The following is a 19359-nucleotide window of genomic DNA, read 5'->3' as shown; positions in this document are numbered from 1 at the left end:
ACCGCGCTGCACTTCCTCGTGGTGCACGGCGCCCGCAACCTCAACTGCCTCACGGGATGAGTGTTAGTGCTCGTCCCCGATGGCGTGACCCTGTACTCCGGCCCTTCGGGGTGGGCTCCTGATCGAGGTCACAGAAGCTCCTGTAGATCGTCAAGTGGCTGGATATGTCGATGGTGCGCTGGTGAGGTGGTGGTAGACCTCTCGCGCGACGAAGCGCTTGAGGCATCTGAAGATGTCCTTCGTCTTGAGCCCTTCGAGGGTGCGTCGTGCGACGTAGTTTCGGGTGCGTGGGTCGTGACGCATGCGGACCAGGACGATGGTGTGCAGCGCGCGGTTGGCCTGGCGGCCGCCGCCGCGGTTGAGTCGATGGCGATCAGTGCGGCCTGAGGAGGCCGGCACGGGTGCGGCTGCGCACAGGTGGGCGAAGGATGCCTCCGAGACGAGCCTGTCGGGGTTGTCCCTGGCGGTGACCAGCAACTGCCCGGCGGTTTCGGTCCCGATGCCAGGTAGCGCGAGCAGGCCGGGCGCGGTGTGGGTGATCAGGGCGCGCAGTTCGGCGTCCGCGTCTGCGATCTCCTCGCTCAGGTGCTGGTATCGCTTGGCCAGGCGTTTGAGCGCGAGTTTGACGGCGGTGGCCGGGGTGGTCAGATCGGAGCCGGGTCGGCTGGCGGCCAGGCGCCGTATCAGCTCGGCGGTGGTCAGCGAGCGCAGTGCTTCGCGCGCCGCAGCAGGCGCGGTGACGATCAGTGATTTGAGCTGGTTGATGGTCTGGGTGCGGGCCTTGATGGCGCTGGCACGTACCACGCGCAGCGCGCGGATTGCCTCGACCGTGCCGTCGCGGTCTTCGGGGTGCCGTTGGCACGGCCGGAGAGCACTGCGGTGGCGGCGGCGTTGGCGTCGACAGGGTCGGATTTGCCCGCGGCGCGGCGAGCTCGACGATCGGGCCGGTCCACTTCGACCACGGTGATCTGGCTGGCACGCAAGTGCCGGGCCAGTTCGGCGCCGTAGGATCCGGTGCCCTCCATGCCCACCGTCAGCACCTGGCCGTGCGAGCGCAGCCACGCCGGCAGGTGCCGATAGCCGTCAGGCGTGGTGGGGAATGCGTCGGTGGCCAGGTGCCGGCCGATGGTGTCGATGACGGCGGCCTGGTGGACGTCGGTGTGGGTGTCGATCCCGCCGATTACTTCGATGGGCTGTGGCATGGCGGCCGTGTTGGTCCTTCCGTGCGCGGTGGTGTGGGCTCGCGCGCACCGGCTCGGCGGACGGACACGACTGTGATGGGACCGCCTCGGTCAAGCTCCTATGAGGTCACGATCGCCGAGCCGGTGCGCGCAATGGCACCGCTCGGCAGGTCGACGATTCAGAGTGAGGACAGCCGGAGCGTCAATCGGGGATCGGGTCAGACCCACGAGCGGTGCCTCCCGCATCCTCACAGTCGGGGATCTTGGGGGGTTGAGATCAGGTGCCGAGGGTGCGTCAGGACTTCGACCGGGGGATCCCGTGGTGGTCCAGGTAGGTCTGGAAAGCGGTCGGCGGCCGTGCTGAAGGGACTTCCTCCGCTGGTGCCAGGTTGCTGAGGCGTTCGATGTTCACGGCGATAGCCGTGAGTGCGTGTTGCGAGTGAGTTCTGGGCAGTCCTCGGCAGCGGCAGTGGCGCATGCCGTGTCCGTGGGCGAACTCGTTGATGGTGCCCCTCCACTCCGGAGCGGACCGCGTAGCGGGCCTTCCACTCGGGTGTCTGTTGCTCGCTGCGGGCACGGACTTGCAGGTCGGCTCGCCTTCATCTGGCGGGGCTCCGTGATGTGAGGGGGCATGGTCCGTTAGCTGACTGGAAGGAAACGGCTGGCCCCGGGCGCTCGCCGAAGGCCCGGCCGGCGCCGGGGCGGCGAAAAGGTTGGTGGGCGGGTCCGACGGAACCGGGTAACGTCTTGTTCATGTTCTTCCAGACGCCGATTTACGAGTGAGAGCGTGATGGGCCCCTGCTGACGTCCTTCGACGTTGCCGCGCCCGTCCCCCACCGATGAATCCGTAGATCACTTCACATCATTCCGGGAGAACCCGTGAGCAAGAACATCAACAACCCCGTGGGCATGGGAGGCGGCCAGCGCAAGAAGCTGTCCCGCGCCGAACGGCAGAACAACGGTCCGCACCGCAACCTCGACCGCCAGGGTGCCGCCGACCAGAAGGCGGAGCTGGTGCGCAAGATGCGCGAGAAGGTAGGCGCAGCCGAGGGCGCCGGGCAGACGAGCGACGACACCGCACAGAGCTGACGCACCGCCGCCGCAGGGCGGCACCGCATGGGGCAGGGCCCGGACCGCGACGCGCGGTCCGGGCCCTGCTGCCGTACCGGGCGCGGCCGGTCCCGCTCAGCTCTCGGCCGAGCACCCGCGTCTCAGTCGACCACCCGGGGCGGCCGCAGATTCGGCAGCCGCGTCACCGCCACCACCCGAGCTGCACCAGCAGCATCACCACCAGCGCGTTCCCCGTGCCCAGCCCGGGCGACACTGTCAGGGAAGAGCGTGCAGAGCGTCCTTCGCCGCTTTGTGCGGGGTCAGTCCCGTCGAGCGTTCCTCGAGACGCCGGCAGTACCGTCGTCTCAACCGCGGCGGCGACCGGCAGGCCAACGCCGTGCTCCACCGCATCGTGTTCACCCGCCTGCGGGTCGACCCGCGCACCCAGGACTACTACGAGCGCCGCATCAAGGAGGGCAGGACCCGACGCGAAATTGTCCGTTGCCTCAAACGCTATGCGGCCCGAGAGGTCTTCCACCTGGTCAGATGGCTACAGCCAGGACCCCGCTCATAAGGGCTGTCGTGACAGCTGACAGCACGACGAAGCCCGGCCGGTCTGGGCGGATTCCAGTGGTCGTCGCAACACTGTGAGAGGTGAGGAGCCCCCGTCGGCTGATGCCGATGGGGGCTCTGCGTGTGGTGGGTTGCGACGGTGTGCCGTGATTGGCGGGAGCAGTGGCTTCGGCTTTCCGTCACGCTGCGCCGTTGCGACGAGGCCAGAATGCTTGGCTGCTCACGGCCCCTGGGTCATGTGGTCCTGGGCTTCACGGGGTGGTCGCGCTCTGGTGTTGATCCTGCGCGGCGCCGCTCGACTTGATCGTACGTGCCGGATGATCAGCGGCTGCGGGGCACGACGGTTCGCACGCCGTGGATGTGCGGGCTGCCTGGGGAGGGGCGTCGTGCAGTTCAGAAAGCGGGATCGCCGCGGATCAGCCGACCCCGGGCCCACGCATGCTTGATCCTGGTGAGGCCGTAACGCCGCAAGGACGTGCCACCCGCGACGCGCACAGAGCGTGACCGGCGCGGGGCTGCTCGTGCGGGACAAAGCGGTGTATATGCGGATGATCGTCGTATGCCCTGGAGTTCCCGAAAGCGTGGTCCAAGGACCGATCCGGATCGCTCCGCGCACCGTGTCGCTGGTAGAGGGACCCTTTCGACCGTAGGTGAGGAACTGCCGCGCACTCTGTACGCGGAGCACGCAGGAGCCCTGTTCCACTACGTGCTGCGACTGACCTCAGGAGACTGGCAATGGGCAGAGGACGTGGTGCAGGAGACATTGCTGCGAGCGTGGCAGCATCCCGCCGCGTTCGCCCCCGCACGCGGCCCGGCCCGGGCATGGCTGTGTACGGTCGCCCGGCACCTGGTCATCGACGCCCACCGGGCCCGGCAGGCCAGACCGGCCGAGGTCCGCGGCGAGGCCCTTCAGCGGGCCGCCGAGCAGACGCCGGGCGAGGACCAGTTCGAGCAGGCACCGCAGAGCTGGGCGGTTGCCGACGCCGTCCGGTCACTGTCCCCGGACCACCGCGCCGTCCTGCTGGAGACCTAGTACCGGGGCGGAGCATGGCGGAGGCCGCACAGGTGCTGGGCATCCCGCTGGGCACCATGAAGTCGCGGACGTACTACGCCCTGCACGCCCTGCGGCTGGCGCTGCAGGAACGGGGGAGCGAGCCATGACCGTGGTGGGCAGGAGGCGGTGACCATGAGTGCGGAGCACGACGCCCTCCAGCTGACGCTGGGTGGATACGTCCTGGGCACGCTGCCCTCGGCGGACATGGAACAGGTGCGCGTCCACCTCGCGGCGTGCGCCGAATGCCGGGCCGAACACGTCCAGCTGGCGGGATTGCCTGCGCTGCTGGCGACGGTGACCGAAGCCGAAGCCGAAGCCGCGGGCCAGACGGTGCCGGCGGCCGACAGGGGCCTGACCGACCGGCTGGTGGCACGGGCAGCCGAAAGCGCGCAGGGCTCCCTGCCCGAACGGCCCGCCGCGCCCGCGGTGTCGCAGACGCCAGAGGGGGGTGTGCTGGAGAGGCTGCTCCAGCAGGCCGCGGCCAGGCGCCGCAGGTCCTGGCGTCTGCAACTGGCCGGCGCTGCGGTCTCGCTGACGCTCATCGCGGCAGCGGCCGGCGGCACATGGCTGGCAGCCATCGGCTCCGTGGGCAGTCAGGCGAGAGCACCCGGGCCGACTACCTGGCGCGCGTTCTCCGGAAGCGATCCCACCACCGGCGTCTCCGCCTCGGTGAAGGTCTCGCCCTCTGCCTGGGGGAGTCTCCTGCAGATCTCCGTCAGGGGGGGACCCGCCGGAATCACCTGCCGGCTGCAGGCGGTCGAGCCCGGCGGGGCCAGGACGGACGGCGCTACCTGGCGGGCAGGCGAGTACCCTCCCGGCACCACGATCCCAGGAGCGGTCGCCATGGCTCCGGGAGCCATCGAGCACTTTGAGATCCTCGCAGGCGACGGTCAGAAGCTGGTCACCATCCGAGCGTGAGGACAGGCCGTGGCGGTCCTGTCACGGGACGGCCCGGCCGCCCAGTGACATGACGACAGCAGCCGGGCGTGAGCGCATGGTGGCACAAGAGGCCAAGGAGACGTCCTTCGAGAGGCCGGGCCGTCAGCGGAGAGGGGCCCCGGGCAGTCGACATCAACCGGGCCGCCTCAAGACCGGTGGACCGGGTTGGAGGAGCGCGCACGGGACGTCCAGCCGATGGCCATCGAAGAGGTTTCTGCTCGTGACATCGGCTGTACAGGCACGCTCGTGATCACCGTCGTCCCCCGAGGCCGCCACACCGCACGGCTCCGGCATCGGCGAGACCGTCCCGACAAGGGCTCCCGGCCGATGAGCGCGGCGGCCTTGGAGGCCGACACCGGCACCTTCATGGCCGAGGGCTGATCGGCACCAAGCGCGCGGAGGCGGCTGGTGGTCGAAGCGGCCGCCACCGGCCGGGAAAGATCACCCCCGCGGCCAGGCTGATCAAGGTGAAGGCCATCCGGGTGCACGACCAGCGGGTCGAGGGGCGGGTTCAAGCAGCCATCCGATCGATCTGGCCGCTGTGGTGCCACACATCGCGGGGCCGGTCAGCCGCTGCGGCTGCTTCGCCTGCACGACCTGTCATCGGGGGACTGTGTCGGTATCGGGGCAGTTCTGCAGCTCGGTCGTGGGGCTCTGGCCCGCTTCCGTCACGCGACCTCCGTAGTGGCTCCCGCGACGCGCCGACGGTTTCCAGGCCGTGGTCACTCTCGCCCCCGCTCCGGCGAACCGGCCCAGTCCGCAGCTGACTGCATGCATGAGTGGGCCGACGGGGCGTGCACAACTCTTCTATTTCCCCGAAGTCCGTACAGCCCGGAGAAGAAGGTCCAGCACGTCTGCACGCCGAGGACTGCGACCCAGCCGAGATGCGGCAGGGATGTCGGTCCCGCTCTACGGTGCGACGTTCCCGCAGGGGCGTCCGGGAGATCACGGGCGAGGGGACCGAGCTGCCGGCGCCCGGTCCGGCCGTGCGGCAGCGAGCTCTGGGCGGAGGCGGCTGAGCCCAGACAGGCGCCGACATTGACATGACTCGCAAGAATCCGAACAAAAGAGGCGAATAGCTCGAACCGTCCGGCATGCGTCGTCCGTGGAACTGAATGAGCGCGCCCATGCAGGATCAGGATCCGGCCTACCGACCGCCCCCGAAATTATGTGCGGTCACCCCGTTCCGGTCTCAGCCAATCCACAGAAGAGCCAGAAGACCATGTTTGTGACCGATTCAGCCAGCCCGACTTCACTGCTCGGCCGGCCCTGCCGCCGCCAGGCACTGCGCACCCTGCCGGCGCAGGAGGTGCACGTCTCCGCCGCCCGTCACTTCGCGGCCGATGTGCTGGAGACCTGGAGTGTGCCCACAAGCGAGCGGGACTCCGCCGTTCTCATCGTCGACGAACTCGCCGCCAACGCCGCCCAGTACGGCCATGAGCGCATGACCCTGCTGCTCGCCCTCGACCACGACACTCTGCACATTGTGGTCACTGACTCCGGCGCGGCCGTGGAGCGCCATCGCTCCGAGGCCGCCCCCGACGAACACGGCCGTGGCACCGGCATCGTCCAGTACCTCGCCCAGTCGACCGAGATCCACCAGACACGCAGCGGCCGCGAAGTCCGCGCTTGCCTGAGGTGCTCGCCATGACCGGACCGTACGCTCCGCACGAGCTGCGACCCCCTGCCGGGGCCGGCACTGCAGCACAGCGACGGGCTACCGGGGGCGGCCGCGGCGCCGGGTCACCCGACGCCCCCGCCGAGCGGGTCTTCGCGACCCACAAGCCGTGCCCCATCGACGGCCGCCCGGGCCCGGTCCACGTACCCATGCGGTCCACGGCACACCCATCGGCCCTCGATCACGGCGGCCCCCACCACGACACGGTGCTGTGTCAACGCTGCGGCGCTGGCCCCTGCGTACCGGCGGAGGTGTGAGCGTGGACGTCACCCCGAACAGCGGCAAGGGCATCGACGCCCCGCCCCCGCACGAGGCATATACGAATGCGCCAGATCTGCGCCGCGAGATGCACCAAGTGCTCGCCCCCGGAGCCGAACGCGACGGCCGCCAGGCCAGGCCCCTCACACGGCCCCCAATCGATGCGACGGCCGCCGAACGCGCCTGGCTGCTATGCCGGACCGCCCTCATGGACCGGATGGCCCTGGACGACCCCGGCCCCGGCCCGGTCGCAGAAACCGCCGAACAACTCCTCCTCCACGACCGCCACCATCCCGACCTGGCGGCCGGACCGCACCACTCCGACACCATCACGCTCGCGTGGCTGGCCCAGATGAGCCACGTGCATGACCGCCAGTTGCCACAGCCCACCACCAGTGACAAGGAGCCACAGAACATGGGTGGAAAGCAGAAGACACTCGCCATACTTGCCGGAACCGTGCTGGCAGCCGGACTCACCAGCCCGGCCTTCGGGTCCACCACCGTTCACTCGCCGGCCCTGCGCACCGCCGCGACGGGGTCGGGGATGTCGGTCGTGGAGTGGAACCGCGAGCTCATCACCATCCTCGGCGATCCGAAGGCGCAGCCGTCCACCGTCCAACCCACGCGCAGCTTCGCGCTTCTCCAGGCCGCCGAGTACGACGCCGTGGTATCGATCACCCGGGCCGGCCCCGCCTACGTGTTCTCGGTGTCGGCGCCAGGAGGCGCTCGTGCGGATGCCGCAGCGGACCAGGCAGCCCACGATGTGCTGGTCGCCCTGTACCCGGCCAAGCGCGCGGGCGTGGACCAGCGGCTGAGCAGCCAGTTGTCCGCGATTCCGGGCGGCCCGGGCAAGCAGGCGGGCATTGGTGTGGGAGCCGCGGTCGCCCGCCGACTGATCAGCCTGCGGTCCCACGACGGGTCCTCAGCCGAGCCGCCGCGGTTCCGTCCCGGCGACAAGGCCGGTGACTACCGGCCCACCCCTCCCAAGTTCCCGGCACCGGTGTTCACCAACTGGGGCTCGGTCAAGCCGTTCGTGCTGGCCAGCGGACGCCAGTTCCGCCCGGCAGCGCCGCCGGCCGTGAGCGGCGCCGCGTACGCCACCGCCTTGAACGAGGTCAAGAGCCTGGGGAGCAAGACCAGTACCACCCGCACCCCCGATCAGACGGCAGCCGCGAAGTTCTGGGCGGCGGCACCCGTCTGGAACGTCTGGAACCAGGTCGCGCAGGGCCTTGTCACCTCCCAGAACGCGAGCCTGGAGAAGGCGGTGAAGGTCTTCGCCCGGCTCGACCTGTCCCTCGCCGACACCACGATCGCGATGTACGACGCCAAGTACGCCTACCGCGTATGGCGGCCCGTGACCGCCATCCGGCTCGGCGGTACGCACTACAACCCGAGCATCGTCGGCGATCCCAACTGGACCCCCCTGCTGCCGACCGCACCGGATCCGTCCTATCCCGGCGCTCACGGCGCTCTCAGCCAGGCTGCGGCAACGACGCTCGCCGGGTTCTACGGTGCGCGGCATCATCTCGCGGTGACATCGAAGGGCGTCACCCGAACCTTCGCCGGCTTCCAGGACGCCGCTACCGAAGCGTGGCTCAGCCGGATCTGGTCCGGCCAGCACACCTCCCTCGACAACCGCGCGGGCCAGCAACTCGGCACCCAGGTGGCCGATTTCGTGGCGCGTCATTTCTGACCGCCCCCACCGCGCGACAACCATGCACAGCATGGCAGTGGCCAGAAGCCAGTGGTCCCGGCGCATCGGGTACCACTGGCTCGGACCACGCTCAAAGAGCGGCCATCCTCCGCGCCGAGGGCCCGCAGTTGCTGGCCGGCAGGCCGGATGCCTGCCCGCAAGAAGTCCTGGCTTCCTACTGACTCCGGCTCGTCAGACATCCCATGGCGTTGAGATGTCTGACGAGCCGAAGTCAGGTAGACGGGGACCTCACCAATGGAGCAGCGTCTGCCCAGGCGGGCCAGTTGGAGTGGACAGGACCCGAGCACCCGGGGCCAACTGGGAGAAGCGGTCCGCTGGGGTCGTTTCCCGCGGCTGCCTGGATGCGCCGTCCAACACCATGGAGCGCCCATGAAAGGAATGGCCGCGGCGGCAGTGCCGGCGGTTTCCGCCGTGCCGCTTGCTGCTGCAAGCGGCTGTCCCAGCCGGACGATCTCATCCGCCTGTCCCAGGCCCACCTCTGGAGCGCTGTCAGTCGGCATCCCCGTATACATCGGCTCGGCCGCACCCGGCAGCGCGGCCGCCGCCACTGGCACGGCCATGGTGCACTTCAGCAAGCTCGGCCCCATCCTGGATGACGCCAAGAGGCGGACGCTCTACCTTCCCGAGGCCGCCAAGCCGACTACGCCGACCGGCGGCGGAGCATGCGCGTTTGCCTGGCCGCCGCCGCTCACCTCCGGCACGCCCCCCGCTTGCCAGAAGCAACCTGATCAGCACCTCAAAACGCTCCAACGGCATCACGCAAGTGACCTACACCGGGCACCCGCTGCACTGCTTCGCGGATGACACGACGGCCGGTGACACCAACGGCGAGGAAACCAGCGCGTCCGGCGCCACAGTGGTACGTCGTAAACGCATCCGGCAGCGAGGTCGAACCCGATTGATGGGGGACTGATGACCGGGCACACGGGCGCGCGGATGCGGCGTCCCGCACGAGCGGTGGCGGGCTTTTTGGCTGCTTTGCTGCCGGTCGCGGTCGCGGAGGGGGTGTATGCGTTCGGCCGCACGCACACACCCGACTACGTATCAGGATTCCGTAGGTCTGCTCGACCCTCCACCGCTTCGGCTGCGGCAGGAATCCCCGGTAGCCGGGGTCGCGTTCGACGATCTCGACGTCGATGCCCAGGGTGGCGCCGTGGTCGACGACCTGGTTCTTGAAGCCCTGGTCGACCAGGGCTTTGCGGACGGTGTCGCCGGTGTGCTCGGCGACCTGGTCCAGCAGGACGATGCCCGCGGTGTTGTCGTGGGTGTTCGCGGCGAGGACGACGACCGCGATGACCAGGCCGAGGACGTCCACGGCCACGCCGCGCTTGCGGCCCGGCACCCGCTTTGCCGGATCGTAGCCGGTCGTGGCGGCGGGGACCCCGACGGCCGCGTGGACACTCTGGGTGTCCAGTACCACCAGGGTCGGGTCCTCTCATTGCCGGGCGCGTTCACGGACCTGGCAGCGCAGGAGTTCATGGATGACCTGGTCGGTTCCGTCGTCCCGCCAGGCGGCGAAGTAGTAGTACGTCGCACTCTTCTGCGGCAGGTCGTGCGGGAGGTAGGCCCACGGGCAGCCGGTCCGCCCCTGGTAGAGGATCGCGTTCACGATCTCCCGCATGTCGTAAGCGCCCTGATGACCGCTGACCGAGCGGTGCCGGTCCTTCCACGCGGTGATCACCGGCTCGATCAACGACCACTGCTCGTCCGATAAGTCGCTGGAATACGGCTTGCGTTCACTCATCCCGCCAACCCCAGCAGACCCCGCACCACGGACCCACGGGTTCCGCCCCCACCCCACGTCATCAGGCGACCACAGAACGACTCAAAGACTCACGAACCGCCCACTTACACCGTGTCCTACATGGTCAGTTGGTCGTTGGCCGGGTTATGGGGAGTGGGCGGTGGGGATGGATCGTGCCGGCGGGGCTGTGGGAGATCGCCAAGCCTTTGCTTCCGCCGGCGCGAGTACGTCCGCACGGCGGCGGGGTGGCCAACATCGATGACGAGGCGGTGTTCGCGGCCATCATTTACGTGCTGGTCAGCGGCTGTGCCTGGCGGGCTCTGCCGCCGTGTTTCGGGGCGTCGAAGTCGACGGTGCACCGCCGGTTCCTGATCTGGTCGCGGGCGAGTGTTTGGGGACGGCTGCACCAGAGGGTGCTCGAAATGCTCGCCGGCCAGGGCTTCATCGACCTGTCCCGGGCGGTACTGGACTCCGCTCACGTCCGCGCCCAAAGGGGGCGAACTTGCAGGTCCGTCGCCCGTGGAGCGGGGTAAGCCGGGTTCCAAGATGCACGTCCTGTCCGACGCGAACGGACTGCCCCTACGCGTCGGCCTCTCCGCAGCGAACACACATGACAGCCTCGGGCTGAAGCCGATGGTCGCCCATGTCCACATAGGACACGAATCCCACAGCGACCATTCCAAGCCCCAGCGACTGCATGCCGACAAAGCCTACGACGTTCCTGACCTGCTGAAATGGCTGCACAGTCAACGTATCGGCATCCGCATCGCCCGCAAAGGACTCGACTCAAGCGAACGACTGGGCCGCCGACGGTGAATCATCGAGCGCACCCTGTCCTGACTGACCGGCTACCGCCGCCTGTCACCCCGCTACGAGCGACATCCCCGCAACTACCTGGCATTCCTCGGCCTCGCCGCTGCCCTCTGCTGCTACAAACGCCTCGGCAAACTGACCATGTAGGAAACGGTGTTAGGCAAGTTGGTGTCGGTGACGCCGTGGTGGCAGGCAGACCTCTGGTCAACGGACGGATCTGCTGAGCTGAGTGCTTGTGTCTGATGCCGACAGCCCAAGCCACTCCTTTGGGGCAATGAAACGTAGCGGCTGCTCCTGGCTTGTGCGCTCATGGTGCTGTGGATGTCTGCACCTTGTAGCGCCAGCAGGCCCATGTACCTACCGCGCGAAGCCAGGAGGGCGCACCGATGGACAGGCTTGATCCGGCCCGGACGGCTCTGATGGTGGTGCATATGGCCAAGGGGGTGGCTGGGGAAGTTGACACCCCCTTCAACCGGCTTTTCCGGCACCGGGCCGAGGAGACAGGGCTCATCGGGGTCCAGGCACGGCTGCTGGACGGGTTCCGCACGGCAAAGGCGAAGGTGGTCTACACCCTGGTCACATACCAGCCAGGGTTCCCCGGGGTCAGGCCGAACTCCCCGCTGTTTCGCACGCTCATCGACAGTGGCTGCCTGCTGGAGGGCACTCCCGCGGTCGAGGTCATCGACGATATCGCCCCCCGGTCCGAAGAACCGGTCGTCAGGGGGCAGGCGACCAGCGGGTTCGACCGCACCGAACTCGACACCATTCTCCGCCTGGCAGGCGTCGACACCCTCGTGCTCGTCGGCATCGCCACCGACGTTGCCGTCGAATCCACCGCGCGCGGTGCATGCGACCTGGGATACCGGACGACCGTCGTCTCCGATGCCTGCACCGCCGACAGCGACGCGGCCCACGCCCGCTCGCTCGACGTGATCCAAAAGTGGTTCGGCGAGACACCCACCGCCGACCAGGTGCTCAGCGCCCTGGGATAACCGCCGGCGCCCGGCGGCCCCGACAACCGATACGGACTCCTGTGCAGGATCGAGGGTGACATCGCGATCCCTTGAACAGAGCCCCGCCATTCCCAACCGCGCGGTTACCGGCCGCTCAGCAAGACAACGTCTGTGGCTTGTGGCCACAGACGTTGTCCGCCGAACACCGAAAGAAAGATACAGAATGTCAACGTACGCACCCTACGCGCCGAAGAAGTTTGCCGAGGTCCACGGCATTCAGATGGCCTACATCGACGAGGGTGAAGGGGACCCGATCGTCTTCCAACACGGCAATCCGACCTCGTCTTATCTCTGGCGCAACATCATGCCGCATCTGGAAGGGATGGGGCGTCTCATCGCGTGTGACCTGGTCGGCATGGGCGACTCGGGCAAACTTCCCGACTCGGGCCCCGACCGATACACCTTCCAGGAGCAACGCGAGTACCTGTTCCGCCTCTGGGACAAGTTGGGAATCGACGGAAATATCGTGTTTGTACTGCACGACTGGGGCTCGGCCCTCGGGTTCAACTGGGCTTACCAGCACCAGGATCTCGTTTCCGGCATCGCCTACATGGAGTCAATCGTGATGCCGCAGGTATGGGATGACTGGAACAACGAAGAAGCCATGAAGGTATTCCAAGGCTTCCGTTCGCCTGCAGGTGAAGCGATGGTGCTGCAAGACAACGCGTTTGTTGAGCATGTGTTGCCGGCAAGTATGCTGCGGGATCTTTCCGATGAGGAGATGGCGGTTTACCGTGCTCCGTATGTGAAGCCCGGCGAAAGTCGACGCGCGACGTTGACATGGCCGCGCGAGCTTCCAATCGAGGGCGAGCCGGCAGATGTGGTTCAGATCGTCAATGAATACTCCTCCTGGCTTGCCGAATCGGACGTTCCAAAGCTTTTCATCAACGGCGACCCTGGGCTTCTTACCACTGGCCGTCACCGTGACTTCTGCCGCACATGGCCGAACCAAACCGAGATCACGGTTCCGGGCATCCACTTCCTTCAGGAGGACGCGCCAGATGTGATTGGCGCGGCCCTTGTGGATTTTGTGAGTGCTGTCAGAGGAGCTAATTAGCGAGGCTCGATGATGGCTGCTACAACAACGGCATGAGCATCCTGCCCTCGAACCCCGCCAGTTGTCAGCGGTCATGCAATTCCCCAGCAGCTTGCTGGGAGGGCCGGGGGCTCGGGTGGAGGCTCTGCTGCCGCTCGTCACCTTCTGGCTGTGACTCAGTACCGGACATGCCTGAACAACCCCCGGATATCCGCGAGGGTGTTACCCGGCGGGGCCATTTGTCTCACGTGCCTGAAGCCATCGGGCCACCCCAGATAAAACATCGCGGTGCGGGTGCCGGAGGCGTCGACCATCACGCCGCCGAGCAGTGATCCGATGGCGATGGAGGTCTGGAAGGTGGCCACGAACATGCCGGATGGCCAGCCGTGGTCCGCTGCCGGGATCACCGGCCTCCACCACGGCGTCGTGCTCATCTGCCCCGTCGGCGACTGTGCGGCTGGACGAGGAGCGCATCTGTACTGTCGCAAGCTGAATGCGGGTTAGGGGCAGGCCACCGTCCGCAATCGTCCGGGGGCGCGTTTCACGGCGACGTTCCCTCTCAAGGCACAGGACCGTGAGCCCTTTCCAACCTGGCGTTCGATGCCCGCTGGGAGTTGATCGGTTCCGCGCTCACCGCCTGGCGGGCCGAGCCCAGAGGCAACGGCCTGGACATCGGCCGCCCGCCCGAGCACGACCTGCGCCGCATCACGGACGCCATCCTCTACGTCGACCGCACCGGGATCCCCTGGCGCTGCCTGCCGCACGACTTCGCACCGTGGGAGACGGTCTATGGCTACTTCGCCGCCTGGCAGAAGAAAAGCGTCTTCGACCAGCTCAACGGGCTGCTGCGACGCCTGGTGCATGAAGCTGAAGGCCGCAGCGCCGAACCGAGCGCCTGCGTGCTGGATGCTCAGAGTGTCAAGACCTCCGCCAACGTGCCCGCGGCCGGCCCAGGCATTGACGCAGGCAAGAAGATCGCAGGATGCAAGCGCCATATCGGCGTCGACACCCTTGGCCTGCTGCTGGCCGTCCGGGTGACCGCCGCCAGAATCTCCGACAACACCGGCGGCATCCACCTCAGCCGGCTCGGCGGGCCTGCACCAGGCAGTTCATCCACTGGTGATCTTCGCGGACGGCTCGCCACTCGAAGATCACCACCGGCCCGTCATCGCAAGGAGTTGATCGGTTGCCCGACGCTCTCTCGGGTGAGGAACTCGTCGATGGCTGTCGCGATCTCCTCGGCGTGGGTCTCAAGGGCGAAGTGGCCGGTGTCCAGGAGGCGGATGACGGCGTCGGGGAGGTCGCGCTTGAACGCCTCGGCGCCGGGGGGCAGGAAGAACGGGTCGTTCCGGCCCCACGTGGCCAGGAACGGCGGTTGGTGCTTCCGGAAGTACTCCTGGAATGCCGGGTAGAGCGCGACGTTGGTGTGGTAGTCGCCGAAGAGATCCAGTTGAATCTCGTCGGCGCCAGGTCGCGCCAGGTACGCGTCGTCAAGTGTCATGCCGTCCGGGGAGACCGCAGTCGGATCGGCTGTACCGTGCGTGTACTGCCAGCGGGTTGTGTCGGGCGACAGGAAGCCGCGCAGCGCGTCGCGGTTGGCGGGCGACCGGTCCTGCCAGTAGGCACGGATCGGGTTCCAGCCCTCGCTCAGACCTTCCTCGTAGGCGTTGCCGTTCTGCGAGATGATCGCGGTGATCCGCTCCGGGTGCTTGGCCGCGATCCGGAAGCCGGTCGGCGCGCCGTAGTCGAAGACGTAGAGCGCGAAACGGTCCAGGCCGATCACCTCGGTGAAGCGGTCGATGACGCCCGCGATGTGCTCGAAGGTGTAGTCGAAGTCGTTGCGCGGCGGCATGTCGGACTGGCCGAAACCGGGCAGGTCGGGGGCCACGAGGTGGAGACGCCCGGCCAGGTGGGGAATGAGGTCGCGAAACATGTGGCTCGCGCTCGGGAAGCCGTGCAGCAGAAGCAGTGTCGGAGCGTCGGCGGGACCGGCTTCGCGGTAGAAGATGTTCAGGCCGTCGACGTTTGCCGAGCGGTAGGCGATGGAGGTCATGTGGTTCTCCCTTGACTGTGTAACTAGTTAAGTATCTCTAGTAAGGTTACTTTTCCGACTTGGTCACGAGGACTCCCCGGTCCTCGACACGCTGCGGGCGGCGTCCAGGATGATGTCCACGACGACGTCGGGGGCGGTGACCATCGGCGTATGGTCGACCGGCTTCGACACCTGGCGGGCCGACATTCGCTCGGCCATGAACCGCTGGGTCTCGGGGGCGATCATGCGGTCCTCCTCGGCCACGAGGAACCAGCTCGGCCGGTCCTTCCATAGAGGCCGCTGTACCTCAACGGTGATGTTGGACAGGGCGATCGGCCGCTGGACGACTGCGAGAAGTGCCTGCTCCTCGGCGGTGGCGCGCTGGGCGAACGCGGCTGCGAACGCCTCCTGCGGGAGCCAGATCAGGCCCTCGGGGTCGGGGTCGAGCGCGGGGGTCTTCGGGTGTGGCTCGGCGCGGCCGAAGACGGCGGCTACCGTCTCGCCCTCGTCCGGCGCGAGCGCGGCGACGTACACGAGGGCTTGCACCTTCGGATTGCGTGTCTCGGCGATCACGGCGCCGGCATAGGCGTGGCCGACCAGTACGACCTGGCCTTCGACCCGATCGAGCGTCCGCTCCAGCGCAGCCACGTCCTCCGCCAGTGACGTCAGCGGCAGCTGCGCCGCGACCACGTTCGCACCGGCATCCCGCAGGGGTCCGATCACCTTGCTCCAGCTCGAACCGTCCGCCCATGCACCGTGTACGAGTGCCACGGACACGCCGTTCAGGGACATTTCCCGCTCCTCTGGATCCGGTCGCCTCGAAGCCCGACACGTAACCGCCTTGGCGACATTTTGAAGGTTAGGGAGGCGGTTTGTAACTTGTCAAGGGTCGACAGGGTGGTTACTCTCGATTCGAGGCTGACATCGACCCATGGAGCGTGTTCCGTGTCGGACCACCGGCCGCCGGCCATCTTCATCGCCGACGCCCTCGGCCTGGACTTCCTGAATTCGGTCGCCACCCCGGCCGGTACCCAGGTCGACTGGATCACCGACGGCGAGGGTCTGATGGCATGGCTGGACCAGGCTGAGCTGGTGCCGGCCGAGGTGCTCGAGAGGCTGCGAGCGGAGGTCATGCCGGGGGAGATGGACCATGTCGCCGCCCAGGCGAGAACCCTTCGGGAATGGTTCCGGGGGTTCGTCGATGTGCGGAAGGGGCGGTCCGTCCGGTCCGAGGACGCCCGCGATCTGGAGCCGCTGAATCAACTGCTCGCACGCGATGAACAGTTCGTTCGGGTCGTGGCCGGCGGGCCCGCAGGCCCCAACGGTCTGGAACTTCGCACGGAGCGCCGATGGCGGACACCGGATTCGCTGCTGTTGCCGATCGGGCAGGCACTGGCGAGGGTCGTCAGTCAGGAGGACTTCACGAACGTCAAGGCGTGCCAGGGATCGACCTGCACACTGTTGTTCGCCGACCATACGCGAAGCCGCGCTCGCCGCTGGTGCAGCATGGCGACCTGCGGCAACCGTGCGAAGCAAGAGGCTCACCGAAACCGCGCCAAGGCACCACGCTGAGGTCGGCGACCTCGGCCAGGGCACCGCTGATTCCGTGACCGCCTGGTGGCCTGGCTCCGTCGGGGACGGGGACGACAGCAGGTGTCTCGTGAGCGGATCCGGATGAAGGCCGCCGAGCAGTTCGCCGCAGGTGCCTCCAACGCGGCATTGCCTCTAGGCGTGCATTTCTTGTCGCTCGGCATCGCGGATGGCGCGAGCGGCGTTGATGAGTCCGATGTGGCTGAAGGCTTGGGGGAAGTTGCCGAGGGCCTCTGCTGTGGTGGAGTCGGTCTCCTCGGCCAGCAGGCCGAGGTCGTTGGCGTGTGCGAGGGCGGTTTGGAAGGCGTGTCGTGCATGGGTGGTGTGGCCGGTGAGGGCGAGGGCTTGGGCAAGCCAGAAGGTGCACAGCAGGAAGGTGCCTTCTTCTTCCTGTAGTTCGTCGGTGAGGTAGCGGCGGACCAGGCCGTTGTGGTCGGTCAGTTGGGTGGCGATGGCCAGCACGGTGGACTGGATGCGGGGGTCGTGTGGTGGAAGGAAGCCGACGATGGGCAGCATCAGTGCGGAGGCGTCGAGGTCGTCAGTGTCGAATGCCTGGGTGAAGGCGCCAAGGTAGGGGTTCCAGCCGCGTTGTTCGATGGCTTGGCGGATCTGGTCGCGCTCGTGCTGCCAGTGGGGCAGGCGTTCGTCGGCCTGGAGGGCAGGGGCCATGCTGATGGCGCGGTCCAGGGCGACCCAGCACATCAGTTTCGAGTGGAGGAAGTGTCTGCTGGGTCCGCGCCTTTCCCAGATGCCTTGATCCGGTTGGGTCCACCGCTGGGCGGCTGTCTCGGCTGCCTGGAGCAGGAAGGTGCGGGTGGCTGGGTCGAGAGGCTCATCGGGTGGAAGGGTCTGGGCTGCGGCGTCGAGGAGTTCGCCGTAGACGTCGAGTTGGCGTTGGCGCCAGGCGTCGTTGCCGATCCGAACGGGGCTGCTGTTGCGCCAGCCGGTCAGGTGAGGCAGGGGCCGCTCGCTCAGATCACGTTCTCCGCCGATGCCGTACATGATCTGCAGGTCGGCGCCGCGGTCGAGTTGGGTTGCCGCGGCCCGGGCGAGGAAGCCGAAGAACCGGTTCTTCTCCTTCTCGCAGGCGGCCGTGGCCAGTGCCTGAATGGTAAAGCTGGCGTCGCGGACCCATGTGTAGCGGTAGTCCCAGTTGCGCATTCCGCCCGTCTTCTCGGGCAGAGAGGTGGTGGCCGCGGCGACGATGGCCCCGGTGGGTGCGAAGGTCAGGGCTCGCAGCACGCGTCCACTGTGGCTCACTTCGTCCTGCCAAGGGCCGACGTAGCCGCGGTGGAGCTTCGACCAGGAGCGCCAGCCTTCGACGGTGTCGGACATACGACGCCGGATCCGTCCCGTCCGCCAGGCCGCCGACTCCCTCTCCCACGCCGTCCCGACGTGCAGGGCGAATCCGAGGCGGTGCCCCGCCGTGAGCGGGATTCGGCCGTGGGCCGTGGAGCCGCTCATCCGCAGGTCGACGGGGCTCGACAGCAGCAGAACATGGGCGCCCCCGTACGCCGCAAGCCCACCTGGCACGGCTGAGAGGAGTGGGTGGACGAGTCCGAACTCCGGGCGCGGCGCGTAGGCGATCTCGATGTCCACCCGCCCTTCGGTGCAGGTGATCTGCCGCAGCAGCATTCCAGGGGAAGCGGTGCCGAGCGCGTGCCCGCGTTCGCGCCGTCCCAGGGCAAGGGCATCCCGCAGGACCGCGGTGCCCCCGGTCGTGCGGAAGACCGTCTCCAGAACGAGGGTGTCCTCGACGTAACGGCGGCTGATGTCGACCGGGCCGGTGACAGGGCGGATGGACCAGTGGCCGGCGTCCTCGTCGAGGAGCCGGGCGAAGATCGCCGGGCTGTCGAACCGGGGCACGCACAGCCAGTCCACCGAGCCGTCGGAGGTCACCAGCGCGGCCGAGCGGCAGTCTGACAGCAGGGCGTGGTCACCGATCGGTCGCGCACTCATGCGTCGCAGCCCGTCCACCTCGGGCCGGACGCGGCCCGGCCGGGACGACGTGAGCAGTCGCCCGCGCCGCAGGTCTCTCCAGGTGCCTGACGGGTGACATGGATCCCAGCCTCCCTGAACAGCGGATTCCCCTCCAGCCAATCAGCACGACCGGTGGATCGCACGTGCCGGTTGCCGACGGTTGCTCCGACCGAGTGGCACGAGCCGGTGCCGCGCTCGGCGTCCGGTCGGCGTCCGGTCGGCGTACGTCGTGTCTCCCCGCCGCCGCGTGGCCGACCCCGCGTCATCAGCGAGGTCCCGAGGCCGAATCTGGGCGGCCGAGGGCGAGGAAGCGTCGGTGGCCGTATCCCCACTGGTCGGTGACGCTGAGGGCAAGGTCGGCGGCGATCCTGTTGAGCGCTGGTCGTCCGAGCCGCGCCCAGGGAAAGAACGGACCGCTCCGGCCGTGGAGGTCCTCGAACCGGGCAGTGCACTGTTCCTCGACGTCGGCGGGGTCGACCTCGACGACGAGACGCCCGGTGGGGGCGACGAGGCCGCGGCAGCGGCGCAGCAGGCCGCGAGGGTCGCCTCCGATGCCGATGTTGCCGTCGATGAGCAGCACCGTCTGCCAGCCTCTCTCGGCCGGCAGCTGGTCGAAGACCGATCGGCACAGTGCGAGCCCGCCCAGAGTGGTGGTCAGTGCGACCGCGCGAGGGGCGATGTCGACCCCGAGGGCGAAGACTCCC

At 67.9% G+C, this 19359-nt stretch carries 14 protein-coding genes and 7 pseudogenes; 13 read left to right on the top strand and 8 right to left on the bottom strand.

The window, feature by feature from the left end:
• Positions 1 to 150 precede the first annotated feature (150 nt).
• Together ACFZDJ_RS54725 and ACFZDJ_RS54720 are read right to left on the bottom strand one after the other, a co-directional pair.
• Positions 151 to 1202: pseudogene (locus ACFZDJ_RS54725) on the bottom strand (IS110 family transposase).
• 274 nt (positions 1203 to 1476) lie between these two features.
• Positions 1477 to 1758: a transposase gene (locus ACFZDJ_RS54720; protein ID WP_391070759.1), complete on the bottom strand. Its 282-nt coding sequence runs from the start codon at positions 1756 to 1758 to the stop codon at positions 1477 to 1479.
• A gap of 302 nt (positions 1759 to 2060) precedes the next feature.
• On the opposite strand from ACFZDJ_RS54720, the gene ACFZDJ_RS54715 reads away from it, so the two are divergent.
• The 8 genes and pseudogenes from ACFZDJ_RS54715 to ACFZDJ_RS54680 all read left to right on the top strand — a co-directional run bounded on the left by ACFZDJ_RS54715 (position 2061) and on the right by ACFZDJ_RS54680 (position 9360).
• Positions 2061 to 2270 carry a DUF6243 family protein gene (locus ACFZDJ_RS54715; RefSeq protein ID WP_075032920.1) on the top strand — a complete coding sequence of 70 codons (210 nt, stop codon included), beginning with the start codon at positions 2061 to 2063 and terminating at the stop codon, positions 2268 to 2270.
• Positions 2271 to 2526: 256 nt separating this feature from the next.
• Positions 2527 to 2805 (top strand): annotated as a pseudogene (locus tag ACFZDJ_RS54710) (transposase); the annotation flags it as partial.
• 558 nt (positions 2806 to 3363) lie between these two features.
• Positions 3364 to 3965 (top strand): annotated as a pseudogene (locus tag ACFZDJ_RS54705) (sigma-70 family RNA polymerase sigma factor).
• Between the two features lie 25 nt (positions 3966 to 3990).
• Positions 3991 to 4776, top strand: a complete 786-nt coding sequence (locus ACFZDJ_RS54700) for a zf-HC2 domain-containing protein (protein WP_391070757.1) — start codon at positions 3991 to 3993, stop codon at positions 4774 to 4776.
• Between the two features lie 216 nt (positions 4777 to 4992).
• The gene (locus ACFZDJ_RS54695; RefSeq protein ID WP_391070756.1) at positions 4993 to 5178 is read left to right on the top strand and encodes a hypothetical protein; all 186 of its coding nucleotides are present in this window, start codon (positions 4993 to 4995) and stop codon (positions 5176 to 5178) included.
• A gap of 847 nt (positions 5179 to 6025) precedes the next feature.
• Positions 6026 to 6448, top strand: coding sequence for an ATP-binding protein (locus ACFZDJ_RS54690; protein ID WP_391070755.1), 423 nt, complete (start codon positions 6026 to 6028; stop codon positions 6446 to 6448).
• A gap of 286 nt (positions 6449 to 6734) precedes the next feature.
• Positions 6735 to 8426 carry a phosphatase PAP2 family protein gene (locus tag ACFZDJ_RS54685; protein WP_391070754.1) on the top strand — a complete coding sequence of 564 codons (1692 nt, stop codon included), beginning with the start codon at positions 6735 to 6737 and terminating at the stop codon, positions 8424 to 8426.
• Between the two features lie 613 nt (positions 8427 to 9039).
• Positions 9040 to 9360, top strand: coding sequence for a hypothetical protein (locus tag ACFZDJ_RS54680; RefSeq protein WP_391070752.1), 321 nt, complete (start codon positions 9040 to 9042; stop codon positions 9358 to 9360).
• Between the two features lie 90 nt (positions 9361 to 9450).
• Here the strand turns inward: ACFZDJ_RS54680 and ACFZDJ_RS54675 are convergent.
• Positions 9451 to 10191 (bottom strand): annotated as a pseudogene (locus ACFZDJ_RS54675) (IS5 family transposase); the annotation flags it as partial.
• 146 nt (positions 10192 to 10337) lie between these two features.
• On the opposite strand from ACFZDJ_RS54675, the pseudogene ACFZDJ_RS54670 reads away from it, so the two are divergent.
• The 3 genes and pseudogenes from ACFZDJ_RS54670 to ACFZDJ_RS54660 all read left to right on the top strand — a co-directional run bounded on the left by ACFZDJ_RS54670 (position 10338) and on the right by ACFZDJ_RS54660 (position 13074).
• Positions 10338 to 11151 (top strand): annotated as a pseudogene (locus ACFZDJ_RS54670) (IS5 family transposase).
• A gap of 239 nt (positions 11152 to 11390) precedes the next feature.
• Complete coding sequence (locus tag ACFZDJ_RS54665; protein ID WP_390929951.1) at positions 11391 to 11996, top strand: isochorismatase family protein; 606 nt, start codon at positions 11391 to 11393, stop codon at positions 11994 to 11996.
• 184 nt (positions 11997 to 12180) lie between these two features.
• A complete protein-coding gene (locus ACFZDJ_RS54660; protein ID WP_390929950.1) occupies positions 12181 to 13074 on the top strand; it encodes a haloalkane dehalogenase in 894 nt (297 codons plus the stop codon).
• A gap of 155 nt (positions 13075 to 13229) precedes the next feature.
• Here the strand turns inward: ACFZDJ_RS54660 and ACFZDJ_RS54655 are convergent, their stop codons facing one another.
• Positions 13230 to 13487 (bottom strand): hypothetical protein, encoded by a 258-nt coding sequence (locus tag ACFZDJ_RS54655; RefSeq protein ID WP_391070751.1) that lies wholly within the window; start codon positions 13485 to 13487, stop codon positions 13230 to 13232.
• A gap of 156 nt (positions 13488 to 13643) precedes the next feature.
• Here ACFZDJ_RS54655 and ACFZDJ_RS54650 point away from each other — a divergent pair.
• Positions 13644 to 14132, top strand: a pseudogene (locus ACFZDJ_RS54650) (IS5 family transposase); the annotation flags it as partial.
• 86 nt (positions 14133 to 14218) lie between these two features.
• Here ACFZDJ_RS54650 and ACFZDJ_RS54645 read toward each other — a convergent pair.
• Positions 14219 to 15106, bottom strand: coding sequence for an alpha/beta fold hydrolase (locus ACFZDJ_RS54645; RefSeq protein ID WP_391070749.1), 888 nt, complete (start codon positions 15104 to 15106; stop codon positions 14219 to 14221).
• A 63-nt stretch (positions 15107 to 15169) separates the two neighbouring features.
• Positions 15170 to 15877, bottom strand: a complete 708-nt coding sequence (locus tag ACFZDJ_RS54640; protein ID WP_391070747.1) for an alpha/beta fold hydrolase — start codon at positions 15875 to 15877, stop codon at positions 15170 to 15172.
• Between the two features lie 153 nt (positions 15878 to 16030).
• Here ACFZDJ_RS54640 and ACFZDJ_RS54635 point away from each other — a divergent pair, with 153 nt between their 5' ends.
• On the top strand, positions 16031 to 16657 hold the full coding sequence (locus ACFZDJ_RS54635; protein WP_390929943.1) for an ABATE domain-containing protein: 627 nt from the start codon (positions 16031 to 16033) through the stop codon (positions 16655 to 16657).
• Positions 16658 to 16810: 153 nt separating this feature from the next.
• Here the strand turns inward: ACFZDJ_RS54635 and ACFZDJ_RS54630 are convergent, their stop codons facing one another.
• Both ACFZDJ_RS54630 and ACFZDJ_RS54625 read right to left on the bottom strand, forming a co-directional pair.
• On the bottom strand, positions 16811 to 18634 hold the full coding sequence (locus ACFZDJ_RS54630; RefSeq protein WP_391070745.1) for a glycoside hydrolase family 15 protein: 1824 nt from the start codon (positions 18632 to 18634) through the stop codon (positions 16811 to 16813).
• Positions 18635 to 18920: 286 nt separating this feature from the next.
• Positions 18921 to 19359 (bottom strand): annotated as a pseudogene (locus ACFZDJ_RS54625) (SAM-dependent methyltransferase); the annotation flags it as partial.

It is taken from the genome of Streptomyces sp. NPDC007896, assembly GCF_042959425.1.
Classification (GTDB): domain Bacteria; phylum Actinomycetota; class Actinomycetes; order Streptomycetales; family Streptomycetaceae; genus Streptomyces.
Note: the sequence above shows the minus strand (reverse complement) of the source record. Positions and strands in the feature narration are given on the sequence as shown.

Coding starts and splice junctions, on each gene's coding strand:
- ACFZDJ_RS54700 (WP_391070757.1), top strand. CDS start 3,991: ATGAGTGCGGAGCACGACGCCCTCCAGCTGACGCTGGGTGGATACGTC.
- ACFZDJ_RS54695 (WP_391070756.1), top strand. CDS start 4,993: ATGGCCATCGAAGAGGTTTCTGCTCGTGACATCGGCTGTACAGGCACG.
- ACFZDJ_RS54680 (WP_391070752.1), top strand. CDS start 9,040: ATGACGCCAAGAGGCGGACGCTCTACCTTCCCGAGGCCGCCAAGCCGA.
- ACFZDJ_RS54665 (WP_390929951.1), top strand. CDS start 11,391: ATGGACAGGCTTGATCCGGCCCGGACGGCTCTGATGGTGGTGCATATG.
- ACFZDJ_RS54660 (WP_390929950.1), top strand. CDS start 12,181: ATGTCAACGTACGCACCCTACGCGCCGAAGAAGTTTGCCGAGGTCCAC.
- ACFZDJ_RS54655 (WP_391070751.1), bottom strand. CDS start 13,487: ATGAGCACGACGCCGTGGTGGAGGCCGGTGATCCCGGCAGCGGACCAC.
- ACFZDJ_RS54645 (WP_391070749.1), bottom strand. CDS start 15,106: ATGACCTCCATCGCCTACCGCTCGGCAAACGTCGACGGCCTGAACATC.
- ACFZDJ_RS54640 (WP_391070747.1), bottom strand. CDS start 15,877: ATGTCCCTGAACGGCGTGTCCGTGGCACTCGTACACGGTGCATGGGCG.
- ACFZDJ_RS54630 (WP_391070745.1), bottom strand. CDS start 18,634: ATGAGTGCGCGACCGATCGGTGACCACGCCCTGCTGTCAGACTGCCGC.